The sequence below is a fragment of the Saliterribacillus persicus genome (genome assembly GCF_003337485.1).
Classification (GTDB): domain Bacteria; phylum Bacillota; class Bacilli; order Bacillales; family Amphibacillaceae; genus Saliterribacillus; species Saliterribacillus persicus.
The window spans coordinates 90,820-105,402 of record NZ_QPJJ01000006.1 but is presented as its reverse complement, the minus strand read 5'-3'; the positions used below and the strand labels follow the sequence as shown (position 1 = coordinate 105,402).

The 14,583-nt window shown below is 33.9% G+C and carries 18 protein-coding genes; all 18 read left to right on the top strand.

The genetic code is table 11. The features are described 5' to 3' along the window. The first annotated feature begins 1 nt into the window (after window position 1). Complete coding sequence (locus DFR57_RS08440; protein WP_114352707.1) at window positions 2–577, top strand: MotE family protein; 576 nt, start codon at window positions 2–4, stop codon at window positions 575–577. Window positions 578–608: 31 nt separating this feature from the next. After that, window positions 609–1,970 carry a flagellar hook-length control protein FliK gene (locus tag DFR57_RS08435; protein ID WP_114352706.1) on the top strand — a complete coding sequence of 454 codons (1,362 nt, stop codon included), beginning with the start codon at window positions 609–611 and terminating at the stop codon, window positions 1,968–1,970. Between the two features lie 13 nt (window positions 1,971–1,983). Beyond that, complete coding sequence (gene flgD / locus DFR57_RS08430) at window positions 1,984–2,430, top strand: flagellar hook assembly protein FlgD (protein WP_114352705.1); 447 nt, start codon at window positions 1,984–1,986, stop codon at window positions 2,428–2,430. A 15-nt stretch (window positions 2,431–2,445) separates the two neighbouring features. Then, complete coding sequence (locus DFR57_RS08425; RefSeq protein ID WP_114352704.1) at window positions 2,446–2,811, top strand: TIGR02530 family flagellar biosynthesis protein; 366 nt, start codon at window positions 2,446–2,448, stop codon at window positions 2,809–2,811. A gap of 73 nt (window positions 2,812–2,884) precedes the next feature. Beyond that, window positions 2,885–3,778: a flagellar basal body rod protein FlgG gene (flgG, locus tag DFR57_RS08420; RefSeq protein ID WP_114352703.1), complete on the top strand. Its 894-nt coding sequence runs from the start codon at window positions 2,885–2,887 to the stop codon at window positions 3,776–3,778. A 44-nt stretch (window positions 3,779–3,822) separates the two neighbouring features. Beyond that, window positions 3,823–4,044, top strand: a complete 222-nt coding sequence (locus tag DFR57_RS08415; protein ID WP_114352702.1) for a flagellar FlbD family protein — start codon at window positions 3,823–3,825, stop codon at window positions 4,042–4,044. Next, window positions 4,034–4,453 carry a flagellar basal body-associated FliL family protein gene (locus DFR57_RS08410; RefSeq protein WP_114352701.1) on the top strand — a complete coding sequence of 140 codons (420 nt, stop codon included), beginning with the start codon at window positions 4,034–4,036 and terminating at the stop codon, window positions 4,451–4,453. The genes DFR57_RS08415 and DFR57_RS08410 overlap by 11 nt, the downstream gene beginning before the upstream one ends. A 27-nt stretch (window positions 4,454–4,480) precedes the next feature. Continuing rightward, window positions 4,481–5,482 (top strand): flagellar motor switch protein FliM, encoded by a 1,002-nt coding sequence (gene fliM / locus DFR57_RS08405; RefSeq protein ID WP_114352700.1) that lies wholly within the window; start codon window positions 4,481–4,483, stop codon window positions 5,480–5,482. Further along, window positions 5,472–6,653, top strand: coding sequence for a flagellar motor switch phosphatase FliY (gene fliY, locus DFR57_RS08400; protein ID WP_114352699.1), 1,182 nt, complete (start codon window positions 5,472–5,474; stop codon window positions 6,651–6,653). Before fliM ends, fliY begins: the two co-directional genes overlap by 11 nt. A 30-nt stretch (window positions 6,654–6,683) precedes the next feature. Further along, a complete protein-coding gene (locus DFR57_RS08395) occupies window positions 6,684–7,046 on the top strand; it encodes a response regulator (protein WP_114352698.1) in 363 nt (120 codons plus the stop codon). Between the two features lie 4 nt (window positions 7,047–7,050). After that, a complete protein-coding gene (locus DFR57_RS08390; RefSeq protein WP_147269780.1) occupies window positions 7,051–7,725 on the top strand; it encodes a flagellar biosynthetic protein FliO in 675 nt (224 codons plus the stop codon). Next, window positions 7,718–8,383 carry a flagellar type III secretion system pore protein FliP gene (fliP, locus tag DFR57_RS08385; RefSeq protein ID WP_114352696.1) on the top strand — a complete coding sequence of 222 codons (666 nt, stop codon included), beginning with the start codon at window positions 7,718–7,720 and terminating at the stop codon, window positions 8,381–8,383. Before DFR57_RS08390 ends, fliP begins: the two co-directional genes overlap by 8 nt. A gap of 29 nt (window positions 8,384–8,412) precedes the next feature. After that, window positions 8,413–8,682: a flagellar biosynthesis protein FliQ gene (gene fliQ, locus DFR57_RS08380; RefSeq protein WP_114352695.1), complete on the top strand. Its 270-nt coding sequence runs from the start codon at window positions 8,413–8,415 to the stop codon at window positions 8,680–8,682. Between the two features lie 3 nt (window positions 8,683–8,685). Further along, entirely contained in the window at window positions 8,686–9,456 is a 771-nt protein-coding gene (fliR, locus tag DFR57_RS08375) for a flagellar biosynthetic protein FliR (RefSeq protein ID WP_114352694.1), read from the top strand. Beyond that, entirely contained in the window at window positions 9,457–10,536 is a 1,080-nt protein-coding gene (flhB, locus tag DFR57_RS08370) for a flagellar biosynthesis protein FlhB (protein WP_114352693.1), read from the top strand. 41 nt (window positions 10,537–10,577) lie between these two features. Then, complete coding sequence (gene flhA / locus DFR57_RS08365) at window positions 10,578–12,611, top strand: flagellar biosynthesis protein FlhA (RefSeq protein ID WP_114352692.1); 2,034 nt, start codon at window positions 10,578–10,580, stop codon at window positions 12,609–12,611. Further along, a complete protein-coding gene (flhF, locus tag DFR57_RS08360; RefSeq protein ID WP_114352691.1) occupies window positions 12,608–13,726 on the top strand; it encodes a flagellar biosynthesis GTPase FlhF in 1,119 nt (372 codons plus the stop codon). The genes flhA and flhF overlap by 4 nt, the downstream gene beginning before the upstream one ends. Further along, window positions 13,719–14,582: a MinD/ParA family protein gene (locus tag DFR57_RS08355; RefSeq protein WP_114352690.1), complete on the top strand. Its 864-nt coding sequence runs from the start codon at window positions 13,719–13,721 to the stop codon at window positions 14,580–14,582. Before flhF ends, DFR57_RS08355 begins: the two co-directional genes overlap by 8 nt. The last annotated feature ends 1 nt before the right edge of the window (window position 14,583 follow it).

Genomic DNA, 14,583 nt, shown 5'->3' with positions numbered 1-14,583 from the left:
GATGAAGAAAGATAAACAAAATAAAGAAAAGAAAGCAGGCCTCTTTCAATGGGTAGTTGTCATTACGTTCCCATTATTTTTGGCTAGTATTATAGCATTTATTCTTTTGAGCGTGTTAGGAGTTGATGTATTCACTAAATCAAAAGAAACTCTTAACAAAATTCCCTTTGTAAGCACCGTGGTAACCACAGATGAAGAAGAACAAGAAGAACTGCTTGTAGAGCAAAAGGATACAGAAATTGAAAATCATGAATCTGAAATTGAAGCGTTAAATAACGAGTTGTTTCAAAAAGATAATCAAATTGAAGATCTAGAAATTGAACTCGAATCATTACAAGCACAATTGGAAGCTCTAAACAGCGAGGAAGAAGAAGTAACCGTCAATATGGTAGAAGAAATAACCGGATCCTTTAAAAATATGGAAGCAGCATCTGCTGGTGCCATCCTAACGAATATGGAAGAAGAGGCAGCGGTTGAAATATTACAATCACTTAGCGCTAAAGATAGAGGAAGTATTTTAGGGGAAATGGATCCTGAGATTGCTGCATCACTTTCCAGTAACTTTATTACACCATAATTTTTATTAAAACTTGAGAGGAGGTGAAAAAATGAATGCGATTCTTAACACAATGATAAATTCTCCATTGGCCACTGAGCTCTCTGTTAACGGAAAAAAGACTACTGTTAAAGGCATGTTTTCACAAGCTTTAACACAAGAAAATGGGAAATTATCTACTAATCAACAAACACAAGAGAATATTAAAGCTAGTGCCCTTACAAGTAGTTCCAATGAAGAGAATCTCGAAGCTTTATTAAGCAAAATAAAAGAATTGATTAATGGATTAGATGAAGTAGAAGGATTAGAAGAGTTGAAAATACTTGAACCTTCTATGCTTGAAGAAATTCAAAAAAGCTTAGAGGGCGAAGGTTTTAATGGAAGTGAACTAGAAAAGCTCTTGATGCAGATGGATAGTAGTAAACAGAACGAGCTTCCTGAAAACTTTTTGCTAGGTAAAAATGGAGTAGAAGTATTTCATTTTATTCAAATGTATGCTCAACAGTTAAATGAGAATCCAAGTAACATAGAAAAAAATAATGCTACGAAAAGTTTAGAAGAGATATTCACTGGGATTCAGAAATTATTAGATGGTAGCTCAAATAAAGCAGAAAATAGAACAGAGCTAAAGAATTTATTAGCGGCTCTAGAAAAATGGAGTAACCAAACTGGATCAGAAAGCACCCTCTTAAAACAAGGAGTTCTTGACACGAAAACGGAGCGAGAGCGCCAAATATGGGAAAGACTGGTGAATAGCTATCAAAACAAAGTAGCTATTGAAAGAAAGATTCCCAATGCGCCTAAACTCACATTAGATGATTTAGCAAATATGCTTAAAAAAGCGATGCAAAATTATGACCAAAGTGCTTCATCAGTGAATACTACTCAAAAAACAGATACGGATCTTTTAGTTAATCAAAACTTCGCATCTAAGATTCAACAATTCGTGGTACACGTACAAAGTTCAAATCAAGAAGAAGTAACCACACAACAGAAATTGTTAGATCAATTTCAGCAAATTTTGAGTAAGAGTAATTTCATGAAAGGTCCTAATGGAGCTACACAGTTAATGCTAAAGCTACAACCTGAACATTTAGGTGAAATTACACTGAAATTAACACAAATTAACGGGGAAATGGTAGTGAAAATGATTGCTTCTTCCCAAGGTGCAAAAGAGCTTTTAGAAGGTAATTTAAGTCAATTACGTCATATGTTCTCACCGCAACAGGTTGTCGTTGAAAAAGCTGACTTACCAAATAGTCAATTAGATCAAAAATCTCAACAAGGTCAACAGGCTTCAGCTGAAGACCGAGAAGAAAATCATTCTAGCTATGAAGAGCAGGAATTAGATAGCGAAAATGAATCAGAAGATGAAAATAGCTTTCATCAAATTTTAATGAACGAGAAAGTGTAGGTGAAAATCTCTAATGACTAAAATCGATCCTTCGTTATATTTGAATAATCAATCCAGAGGTAGCTTTAGTAATGCTTTGGGTAAGGATGAATTTTTGAAAATATTAATGGCTCAGTTGCAAAATCAAGATCCACTAAATCCGATGGAAGATAAAGAATTTATTTCACAAATGGCTACTTTTTCTTCTCTAGAACAAATGATGAATATGTCCAAATCAATGGATGCACTCGTTAATAATCAATCTATTTCACCGGTTATCGAGTATAGCCATATGATAGGGAAAGAAGTAACTTATTTGAAAATTGATGAAGAAACAGGAGAATATGTCCAACCTGCTGAAAAGGTTAAAAGTATTGTAGAAGCAGTTTCGCAGCAAGAAGGTTCTGCAGTATTAGAGTTGGATAACGGAAAGGCCATTTATACAGACGAAGTAGTTCGTGTAAATCATCCATCTTCTTAATAAAGGAGGTGCAGTATGGAGACAAAAATTCATCAATATCATCATCCAGTATTACCTAACCAACAACGATCACAGCCTAATGTAAAAGGAAATATTGGTTTTCAAGAAACATTACAAAAAGTACAAGAGCTTCAAATTACAAAACATGCAAAAGAAAGAATGGCCCAAAGAGATATTAATATTGATGAAAATGATTGGAATAAGATAAACACGAAGGTTTCTGAAGCGAGTAAAAAGGGAGTCACAGATTCATTAGTTTTGATGGATCAATATGCATTAATTGTGAGTAACAAAAACAAAATGGTTGTCACGGCAATGGATCGAACAGAAGCAAGCAGTAAAATATTCACCAATATAAATGGAACTATTTTGATAGATTAGCTGGACCCTTTTGGGAGGCTACATGCTACTGAATGATTGACGTAGCAATTTAAAATAAGAGAGGGTAATGAAAATGTTAAGATCAATGTATGCTGGAATATCCGGAATGAAAGGTTTTCAAACTAAATTAGATGTCGTTGGGAATAATATTGCAAATGTAAATACTTCAGGATATAAAAAAGGTAGAATTACATTTCAGGATATGATGAGTCAATCAATTAAAGGAGCAAGTGAACCAACAGATCAACGTGGTGGTATTAATCCATCTCAAGTAGGTTTAGGTTCTCAGGTGGGCTCAATAGACAATATTCACCAACAAGGTAATCGCCAAACAACAAATAGAACACTAGACTTACAATTAGAAGGCGATGGCATGTTTGTTTTTGGACAAGGTATCGCTGAAAATGCTGGAGCAGTAGATTTAGAAGATTCTGAATTATTATTTTCAAGAGCTGGTAATATGTACTTGGATAACAACGGATATGTTGTAAACTCAAATGGTCAATACTTAATTGGTCAAAATGGATTAGATGATGCCGGTAACCCTATTGCAAACAGTAGTAGAATTCGCATTCCTGAAACAGCTCAAAGTTTTAGTATACAGGGAAATGGTATTGTAAATTATGTTAATGCAAACGGAGAAACACAAGAAGCTGGACAAATTATGGTAGCAAAATTTTCTAATCCTGGCGGTTTAGAAAAAGTAGGATCTAATATGTTCCGTTCATCCGTAAACGATGGTGTATTTACTGACGGAGATGGAATTTTAAATACATTAGCTGACCTTGCTGAACCAGAAACAAATGGAACTGCTTCTATCGTTTCAGGCGCCTTAGAAATGTCTAACGTAGATTTAGCAGAAGAGTTTACAGAAATGATCACCGCTCAACGTGGATTTCAAGCAAACACTAGAATAATTACAACTTCAGATGAAATCTTACAAGAGCTTGTTAATCTTAAACGATAATATAAGGGGGTAGGGGGTTAACGAAAGTTAACTCCCACCAAAATATGATTACATTAACTAGATTAAATAATGAGAGCTTTACTATTAATGCACTTTACATTGAACAAATTGAGGCTTTGCCTGATACAACGATCTCGCTTGTGTCAAAACGAAAAGTCTTTGTGAAAGAAAGCTTAGAAGAAGTAAAAGAGTCTGTTACTGCCTTTTACAAGGAAATTGGATTAAATGGACTGATAAAAGAAATAGGTGATCATGATGAATCCTAAATTGTTAAAAATCTTAATCATATCTTTAACTACAGTTACTATAATTGGAATTGCTGCATTTGTTTGGGTCTTGTTTTTTTCGGGCGATGATTCAGATGGAGAGTTATCTCTTGAAAAAGTAGTAGAGTACTCCTATACGACAACTGAATTAAGAACAGACTTAAAAGACGGTAATTTTGTGTTAATTCAATTTCAATTTGTAACAGATAGTAAAAAAGCAAAAGAAGAAATTCAAATGCGTGAATTTCAAGTGAAAAACGAATTTATTAAAGAATCAGTTGTATTAACGGAAGAAGATTTTAAAAATAACTTAGCAGAAATAGAAGATAATTTAAAAACGATCATGAATGAACAAATGAACGAAGGTAAGATAACGGATGTTTATATTGTAAGTAAAGTCATTCAATGATTTATTTCTGTCTAGGAGGTGCCCTTTATGGCAGAAGAAGTATTATCCCAGAATGAAATAGATGCATTACTTTCAGCACTTTCTTCTGGTGAGATGGATGCCAATGAATTAAAACAAGAAGATCAAAGTAAAAAAGTTAGAGTCTATGATTTTAAAAGAGCTTTGAGATTTTCAAAAGATCAAATTCGAAGTATTTCTCGGATTCATGATAATTTTGCACGACTATTGTCGACTTATTTTTCAGCACAATTAAGAACGTATGTACATATTTCGGTGGCTTCAGTTGATCAAATACCATATGAAGAATTTATCCGTTCAATACCTACGATGACCATCTTAAATATTTATAGTGTGCAACCATTAGACGGTAGAATTATTTTTGAATTTAATCCTAACATTGCCTATTCGATGCTAGACCGGCTATTGGGAGGAAAAGGCTCAAGTATTAATAAAGTCGAAAACCTTACGGAAATTGAAACAACATTAATGTCACAGCTTTTTGAAAAAGCTTTAGATAATCTACAAGAAGCATGGGGCTCAGTAGTTGAAATTGATCCCATTTTGGAAGAATTCGAGGTCAATCCACAATTTCTCCAGTTAGTATCACCAAATGAAACAGTAGTAGTTGTCTCACTTGATACAACTATTGGCGAGAGCAGTGGAATGATAAATATCTGTATTCCACATGTGGTATTAGAACCAATCATACCAAAACTTTCCGTCCACTATTGGATGCAAAATGAAAGTAATAAAGAGCGTAAGCCTGAAGAATATAATAACCTTGCTCGCAATCTTAAAACAGCGGAAGTGGATATGAGTGTTATTTTAGGTGAAAGTAACATCACATTAGAGGAATTACTCTTTCTAAATAGCGATGATGTTATTATATTAGATCAAAGTATAGACAAACCGTTATCCTTACACGTAGATAGGGAGCCCAAATTTTTAGTACAGCCAGGAAAAAATAAGAATAAAATCGCTGTGCAAATTATAGAAGAAATTAAGGGAGGGGACCTTGATGATGAATGATGGCATGCTGTCGCAAGATGAAATTGATGCACTACTTAATGGTACAGATGATTCTAATTCTGACCAAGAAAAAGAGCCGTCTATCGAGGATTATTTAACATCTCTTGAAGTAGATGCATTAGGAGAAATTGGAAACATATCATTTGGCAGTTCAGCAACTACACTTTCGACGCTTTTAAATCAAAAAGTGGAAATTACCACACCAACTATTTCTGTGATTCCTAAAGGTGAATTATCCGAAGAATTTCCAGAGCCATATGTTGGAGTCGAGGTTAAATATACAGAAGGGTTCAGTGGAGCGAATCTATTTATTTTAGAATCAAAAGATGCAGCTATCATTGCGAATTTAATGCTGGGTGGAAATGGTGAAGCGGAGAACTCAGAGCTTAATGAGATTCACCTGAGTGCAGTTCAAGAAGCGATGAATCAAATGATGGGAACGGCGGCAACAAGTATGTCAACTGTTTTCAGTAAAAGAGTAGATATCTCACCACCGTCTATTTCGATAATGGATGTTACAGAAGAAGAAACAAATAAGTTTATCCCAGAAGACGATGTACTTATAAAGGTTTCTTTTCAACTTCAGATTGGTAATTTAATAGATTCAAAAATTATGCAACTGTTGCCTGTGACCTTTGCTAAAGAATTAGTTGACCAGCTTTTAAATGCTTCTGAAGAACCTGCACCTGAAGCTAAGCCTGCAGAGAATAAATCAACAAATGAAAGTTCTAATAGTTCTGCACAGGCTGAAGATGTTTCAAGGCAAACTTCATCACAATATGAGCAACAATCTACTATAAACAGAGCACCTTCAGAACCTCAAACATTAGGAGAAAAAGGTTCTGGAAATGACGAAGTACAGGCAGCTTCATTTTCAACATTTGATAATATTAGTTTGCCTAAAGAGGAAAAACGAAATTTAGAAATGTTAATGGACATACCACTTCGTGTAACTGTTGAACTCGGTAGAACGAAACGAACTATAAAAGAAATTTTAGAGCTATCATCAGGATCTATCGTTGAACTGGATAAACTAGCTGGTGAACCGGTAGACATTCACGTCAATCAAAAACTGATCGCTAAAGGTGAAGTAGTAGTAATTGACGAAAATTTTGGAGTAAGAGTAACAGATATCGTAAGTCAAACGGATCGTTTGAAAAAATTAAAATAAATTTTGATAATTTTGAGAGGAAGATTTGGAATGGGACAAACAGTTTTAATCGTTGATGACGCAGCATTTATGAGAATGATGATTAAGGATATATTAACAAAGAATGGATATGACGTAGTAGGAGAGGCTCAAGATGGTGCTCAAGCTGTTGAGAAATATCAAGAACTAACTCCAGATTTAGTAACAATGGATATTACAATGCCAGAAATGGATGGGATTACTGCTTTAAAGGAAATTAAAAAAATTAATGGTGACGCAAAGATTATTATGTGCTCAGCAATGGGACAACAAGCGATGGTTATTGACGCAATCCAAGCAGGAGCTAAAGACTTTATCGTAAAACCGTTTCAGGCAGATCGCGTAATAGAGGCAATCTCTAAGGTATTGAGTTAATGAGGTGAGAATTATAATTAGTATCAGAAAGATTCTTTTGTCAACTAGCTTTCTATTAATTTTATCTCTATTTTTGTTATTTCCTATAACATATGCAGCTCCAACTGTTGACGAGATGTTTATTAAGCAAGAAGAAAAAGATAACGAAGATAATCAAGAAACAACAGAGCCACCTGTGGAAATAGAAGATGATGTAACCCAAGAGGTAGATTCACCTAGCTTTTTGGAGAGTTTCTTAAAATTACTCGTGGCATTGATTTTTGTAGTTGCATTAATTTATGTGGTATTAAAATTTATTAATCGTAAAAATATTTTCGCCAAAAAAGATCATGTAATTGAAAATCTCGGTGGTATTTCCGTTGCAACAAATCGATCTATTCAGACGATAAGGATTGGAAATAAATTTTTCGTTATTGGTGTAGGAGAAAATATAGAGCTTTTACATGAAATAACAGATCCAGATACAATTGACCAATTATTAGAGGGTAAACCTTCTGATGAACTTTCATCTAAAATTCCACTTCCTTGGCTAAAGAAGGGAACTGAAAATGGTGAAAAAGATCAAAAAAACCAAGCAACGTTTTCTACCATGTTTCAAAAGGAGTTAGAAGGTATGGTAACAAAAAGAAAAGAATTAAAAGCTAAATGGGATAAAAAGGACAGTAATAAAAATGAATGAATTTATAGATATTTTTTCAAATTCTGACCCAGAGAATATTTCTACATCTGTTCGTTTATTATTGTTACTAACAGTACTTTCGCTTGCTCCTAGTATATTAATCCTAATGACAAGCTTTACGAGAATTATCATTGTGTTATCGTTTGTTCGAACTTCTTTAGCAACACAGCAAATGCCTCCAAATCAGGTTTTAGTTGGTATTGCCTTATTTATGACATTCTTTATTATGGCACCAACGTTTCAAGAGATTAATGAGGATGCACTTCAACCATTATTTGCTGAAGAAATTACATTGGACGAGGCGTATGAGAATGCAAGTTCTCCTATCAAAGAATTTATGGCAAGACATACGAGACAAAAAGATTTAGCTTTATTTATGAATTATGCTGAAATCGATCGACCTGAATCAGTACAAGATATACCCATGACAACTCTAGTTCCAGCCTTTGCAATTAGTGAGCTGAAGACAGCTTTCCAAATGGGCTTTATGATCTTCGTTCCATTTCTAGTTATTGACATGGCAGTTGCAAGTGTTTTGATGTCAATGGGGATGATGATGCTTCCACCAGTCATGATTTCTTTACCCTTTAAGATTCTATTATTTATTTTAGTAGATGGCTGGTATTTAATTTCTCATTCATTATTAGAAGGTTTCTAGATAGCTTTGAAAGAAAGGGTTGATTATAAGTGAACGGAGAATATGTCGTATCCCTAGCGGAACAAGGTATATTTACTATTTTAATCGTTACTGGTCCATTATTAATTTTAGCATTGGTAGTAGGTTTGACAGTTAGTATTTTTCAAGCAACTACACAAATACAAGAGCAAACATTAGCATTTGTGCCGAAAATTGTAGCTGTGTTAATTGGTTTGGTTGTTTTTGGCCCATGGATGTTAACGACAATGGTGGAGTTTGCAGCGAATATATTTAGAAATTTAAATCAGTTTGTAGGTTAAAACATGTTGGATTTAATAAATATAAATAGTTTACCAGCTTTCTTATTAATTTTAGTACGTGTTTTAGCATTTTTTGCAACTGTACCAATATTTTCTTATCGAAATATCCCAACGCAATTAAAAATTGGTATAGGCTTTTTTTTAGCATGGATCCTTTTTTATTCAATACCTACACCTGAACTTGTGATTGATGGTATTTATATTTTACTTATTATGAAAGAGATTGTGATTGGACTATTTTTAGGATTGTTGGCTTATATTATTCTTGCAGCTATACAAATAGCTGGTGGATTTATAGACTTTCAAATGGGTTTTGCAATAGCCAATGTAATAGATCCTCAGACTGGAGCACAAAGTCCATTAATTGGGCAGTATTTTTATACGATTGCAATTTTATTTTTATTAGCTGTAGATGGCCATCACTTGCTCATCAATGGGATGTTCTACAGTTTCGAGGTTATAGCCATAGATGCCTTGATTTCTTTTAATAATATTGATTTTATATTACGTACGTTTAGCCAAATGTTTTTGATGGCTTTTCAACTAGCCATACCAGTTGTTGGGTGTCTGTTTCTAGTTGATGTAGCGCTTGGTATTGTAGCAAGAACAGTTCCGCAATTAAATGTATTTGTAGTAGGTCTACCATTAAAAATATTGGTTTCATTTCTTGTTTTGTTTATGTTTATCGCTATTTATATAACTGTAGTGCAGCAACTGTTTGCTTATACATTAGAGGCGATGCAAGGCTTGATGAGAATCTTCGGAGGGGTTTAGATGTTACTAAGGTTAGATTTACAATTTTTTGCTGGCGAAAAGACTGAAAGAGCTACCCCGAAAAAGAGGCAGGATTCACGCAAGAAAGGGCAAGTCGCCAAAAGCCAAGATGTTAATACTGCAATTCTTTTATTTTTTGTTTTTATCATATTATTGGTGATTGGTAACTCCTTAAGAAATTCAATGACAGCAATGTATCGTAAATCTTTCACAGAATATATTCATCAAGAGGTAAATGTATTTCAATTACCTGATATGTTTGTGGATTATACCATTGAAATAGCTATTGCACTTACTCCGATAATGCTAATGGCAATCGTAGCAGGTCTAGCGTCAAACCTTATGCAGATTGGTTTTTTATTTACTGCTGAACCATTGCAAATGAAGCTAAATAAAATTGATCCAATACAAGGTGCAAAAAGAATTTTTTCAGTTCGTGCTTTAGTAGAATTAGTCAAATCATTATTAAAAATTACGGTTGTAACAACAATTACTTTTTCGATTATTTGGATGAATATCGATGAAATGTTAATGCTTGCTGATAAAGGGATCAATGGTTCATTAGCCTTTTTTAGCTCGATTACGTTACAGATGGGAATAGCTGCATCGATCGGGTTGTTAATTATATCCGTAGTAGACTATACCTATCAAAAATATGATTACGAAAAAAATATCAAAATGTCCAAAAACGACATTAAGGATGAATATAAAAATATCGAAGGAGACCCTTTGATACGATCAAAAATTAAAGAAAAACAAAGACAAATGGCGATGCAACGTATGATGAGTGAAGTTCCACAAGCAGATGTTATTATTACAAATCCAACTCATTATGCAATCGCAATTAAATATGATGAAGATAAAGCTGATGCACCTTATGTTGTTGCAAAAGGTGTGGATATCATCGCTTTAAAAATAAGGGAAATTGCCAAGAATCATCAGATTATGACAGTGGAGAACAGACCACTGGCACGTTCACTATATGACAAGATGGAAATTGGCGATTTGATTAGTGAAGACTATTTCCAAGCTGTTGCTGAAATACTGGCGTATGTATATCGTGTGCAACGAAAGATTTAATGTGATTTTGTTTTGGTTAGGTTTGAAGGAGAGGTTTAACAATGAAAGCTAGAGATTTTTCTGTACTCATCGGTGTTATTTTAATCATAGTTATGTTAGTTATTCCATTACCGGGATGGCTATTAAGTATACTCATTTTAATCAATATTTCTCTAGCTTTAATTGTTATATTAGTATCTATGAATACAACGGAAGCATTGCAATTTTCCGTTTTCCCGTCATTATTACTCTTATTAACACTTTTTCGTCTAGGTTTAAACGTTTCTACTACAAGATCTATTTTATCTGAAGCGGATGCAGGTGGTGTAGTTGAAACATTTGGTACGTTTGTAATTGGTGATAATCCATTAGTTGGTTTTGTTGTATTTGTTATTCTTGTTATTATTCAATTTTTAGTTATTACAAAAGGTAGTGAGCGTGTTTCAGAAGTAGCTGCACGTTTTACCTTAGATGCGATGCCAGGTAAACAAATGAGTATTGACGCTGATTTAAATGCAGGCATGATTAATGAGCATCAGGCAAAAGAAAGACGGGAGAAAATTGAACATGAAGCAGATTTCTACGGTGCAATGGATGGTGCCAGTAAATTCGTAAAAGGTGATGCGATTGCCGGGATAGTAATTGTTTTAATCAACATCATTTTCGGTTTAATAATTGGTATGGTCCAAATGGAATTAAGCTTTGCTGAGGCAGTAAATATATACATGCGCTTAACAGTTGGTGACGGATTAGTAAGTCAAATACCTGCTCTTTTAATTGCAACTGCAACAGGGATTGTTGTAACTCGAGTTGCCTCAAATTCAAATTTAGGGTCTGCCGTTTCAGAGCAATTATTACGTTATCCGACTTTATTATATATCGCTGGTGGAACTATTTTTTTCCTTGGTTTAACACCAATAAATTTCTTTTTAACAACTTCTATAGCTAGTGTTTTAATTGGCTCTGCATACATGCTATCTAGAGCAAAAACAAAAGAAAGTGAACCTACTGAATCTGACGAAGACGATGCTGAAACTGATCAGATGAAGTCACCGGAAAATGTGGTTGGATTAATTAATATGGACCCGATTGAATTTGAATTTGGGTATGCATTAATACCATTAGCAGACTCGAATCAAGGTGGGGATTTATTAGATCGAGTTGTGATGATTCGAAGACAGCTGGCAATTGAATTAGGAATTGTAATACCTGTCGTTAGAATAAGAGATAACATTCAATTAAATCCCAATGCTTATCGATTAAAAATTAAGGGAAATGAAGTTGCAAAAGGAGAACTTTTACTTGATCATTATTTAGCAATGAGTCCTGGAATGGAAGATGATGATTTAGAAGGTATAGACACGGTAGAACCAGCTTTTGGCTTACCTGCAAAATGGATTGGTGAGGACTTTAAAGATGATGCTGAGATGTCCGGTTACACAGTGGTAGACCCACCTTCTGTTGTTTCTACACATATAACAGAAATCATAAAAAAATATGCTCATGAGTTATTAGGAAGACAAGAAACACAACAATTAATAGATCATTTGAAGGAAAGCTATCCAATACTAGTTGAGGAAGTTACACCTGAACCACTACGAGTAGGAGACGTACAAAAAGTTCTCGCAAAATTACTACGAGAGCAAGTTTCGATTAAAAATCTTCCTGTTATCTTTGAAACGTTAGCTGATTTTGCAAAGATGACTACGGACACAGACTTATTGGCTGAATATGTTAGACAATCTCTTTCAGCACAAATTACGAATTACCACGCGGAGAATAGGAATCAATTAAATGTTGTAACCGTTTCTGGAGAAGTAGAAAAGTTAATTGCTGAACATATTCAGCAAACAGAACATGGAAGTTATTTAGCAATGGACCCTGAGTCTCAACAAAAGATTATTCAATCGGTATCAGAAAACGTGGAGCAATTGTCCTTGCAAGAAGAAACTCCAATCATTTTATGTTCACCCACGGTAAGGATGTACATGAAGCAATTATTAGATCGTTTTTTTCCACAAGTCACGGTTTTATCCTATAACGAGTTAGAGCCAACAATAGAAATCAAGAGTATTGGGATGGTGAAAGCATCATGAAAGTAAAAAAATTTAAAGCAACTACGATGCCTGAAGCGATGCATGAAGTTCGAAAAGAATTAGGTTCTGATGCGGTGATTCTCAATTCTAAAATAGTCCATGATGGTGGGTTTTTAGGTCTATTTAAAAAGAGAAAAATTGAAGTTTTAGCAGCAATCGATCCAAGTACTGCTAGTCAGTCAACAATTCCAACAAAAAAAAATAAATTTAAAGAAGCACCAATAAAACAACCCAACTCTCCTGGTGCTGATACAGCTGTCCTTGATGAAGTAAGAGAAATTAAGAAATGGATTCAGACACATGGGGGTAAGGAATCAATATTTCAAGGGGAACTTCAAGATATATATCAGTTATTGATTGAAAATGAAGTGAAAGAAAGTATCGCTTTTGAAATTGTAGAAAGTGTTGCTAAACGAATGGACGATTCTAGTGCGAGTCGAGAAAGAATTCTTTCAGAAATTCAAGAAGAGATTAATCAAGCGCTTACTAATTGTGGTAATTTTGGTGGAAATAGCTTTAAAAAAAGATATATTCATTTAGTGGGGCCAACCGGTGTCGGCAAAACTACTACTATTGCAAAACTCGCGGCCCATGCAGTTTTAACACAAGGAAAGAAAGTGGCTTTTATAACCACAGATACTTACCGAATTGCAGCTATTGAACAATTAAAAACTTATTCAAAAATTTTAAATATACCAATTGAAGTGGCATATAACCTTGAAGATTATAAAAAATCTATTGAAAAATTCGCTTCCTACGATTTAGTCCTAGTTGATACAGCAGGAAGAAATTTTAAAGATAAAAAATATGTAGAAGAGTTATCTAATATTATTGATTTAGATCAAGATATAGATACATTTTTAGTCTTATCCTTAACTACTAGAAGTAAAGACATGGAAGAAATTTTTTCGCAGTTTAAAAATGTTCCAATAAGACAAGTAATTTTTACTAAGTCGGATGAAACTAGTACATTTGGATCAATGCTTAACCTATGTAAAACGTTCCAAATTGGTGTGGCATATATTACTAATGGTCAAGATGTACCAGATGATATACAAACAGCATCTATCCAAGATATGAGCAGACAAATAATTGGGGTAGAAAAAAATGAGTGATCAAGCTGCAAATTTAAGGAACCGTATGAACCATGACAGTTCTCAGAAAATTGCAAGAACAATCGCTGTGGTTAGTGGAAAAGGTGGTGTGGGGAAATCGAATATCGCGCTTAATTTTGCGATTACATTATCTAAAAAAGGGAAGAAAGTTTTATTATTTGATTTAGATGTAGGTATGGGAAATATTGATATATTAATGGGTCTCACACCTAAATATTCAATTATAAATATGTTCGACGATAAAATGTCCATTTATGGTATAATTGAATCAGGTCCATACGACTTATCTTATATAGCTGGGGGTAGTGGATCAAATAATATATTTCACTTAAACCAAGATAAATTAAATTACTTTTTAACAGAATTGCAGACTCTTTTTCAGGATTATGATTATATTTTTTTCGACATGGGAGCAGGGGTGACACAAGAATCTATTCATTATATTTTAGCTGTGGACGAATGTATGGTAGTTACTACTCCAGAACCAACATCATTAACTGATGCCTATGCAATGATAAAGCATATAACTTATCAACAGCATGACATGTCATTTCATCTTATAATAAATCGAGCAATATCTAAGAAAAATGGAATCCAAACGATGTCCAGATTTAAAAATGTAGTGAAGCGGTTTTTATCTATACAAATTAATGAATTAGGAATACTACCAGATGATAGAGCAGTAACAGAATCAGTTTTTGCACAAAAACCTTTTATAATTCATAAACCAAAATCTGCTTCGTCAAAAGCTTTAGAAGAATTAGTAGATGTTTATATAGGAAATTCAACTCATTTAACACATTCATCAAAGCCATCGTTCCTTAAAACATTAAAACGGCTTCTAGCAGAAAGGTAGA

Coding starts and splice junctions, on each gene's coding strand:
- DFR57_RS08440 (WP_114352707.1), top strand. CDS start 2: ATGAAGAAAGATAAACAAAATAAAGAAAAGAAAGCAGGCCTCTTTCAA.
- DFR57_RS08435 (WP_114352706.1), top strand. CDS start 609: ATGAATGCGATTCTTAACACAATGATAAATTCTCCATTGGCCACTGAG.
- flgD (WP_114352705.1), top strand. CDS start 1,984: ATGACTAAAATCGATCCTTCGTTATATTTGAATAATCAATCCAGAGGT.
- DFR57_RS08425 (WP_114352704.1), top strand. CDS start 2,446: ATGGAGACAAAAATTCATCAATATCATCATCCAGTATTACCTAACCAA.
- flgG (WP_114352703.1), top strand. CDS start 2,885: ATGTTAAGATCAATGTATGCTGGAATATCCGGAATGAAAGGTTTTCAA.
- DFR57_RS08415 (WP_114352702.1), top strand. CDS start 3,823: ATGATTACATTAACTAGATTAAATAATGAGAGCTTTACTATTAATGCA.
- DFR57_RS08410 (WP_114352701.1), top strand. CDS start 4,034: ATGAATCCTAAATTGTTAAAAATCTTAATCATATCTTTAACTACAGTT.
- fliM (WP_114352700.1), top strand. CDS start 4,481: ATGGCAGAAGAAGTATTATCCCAGAATGAAATAGATGCATTACTTTCA.
- fliY (WP_114352699.1), top strand. CDS start 5,472: ATGATGAATGATGGCATGCTGTCGCAAGATGAAATTGATGCACTACTT.
- DFR57_RS08395 (WP_114352698.1), top strand. CDS start 6,684: ATGGGACAAACAGTTTTAATCGTTGATGACGCAGCATTTATGAGAATG.
- fliP (WP_114352696.1), top strand. CDS start 7,718: ATGAATGAATTTATAGATATTTTTTCAAATTCTGACCCAGAGAATATT.
- fliR (WP_114352694.1), top strand. CDS start 8,686: ATGTTGGATTTAATAAATATAAATAGTTTACCAGCTTTCTTATTAATT.
- flhB (WP_114352693.1), top strand. CDS start 9,457: ATGTTACTAAGGTTAGATTTACAATTTTTTGCTGGCGAAAAGACTGAA.
- flhA (WP_114352692.1), top strand. CDS start 10,578: ATGAAAGCTAGAGATTTTTCTGTACTCATCGGTGTTATTTTAATCATA.
- flhF (WP_114352691.1), top strand. CDS start 12,608: ATGAAAGTAAAAAAATTTAAAGCAACTACGATGCCTGAAGCGATGCAT.
- DFR57_RS08355 (WP_114352690.1), top strand. CDS start 13,719: ATGAGTGATCAAGCTGCAAATTTAAGGAACCGTATGAACCATGACAGT.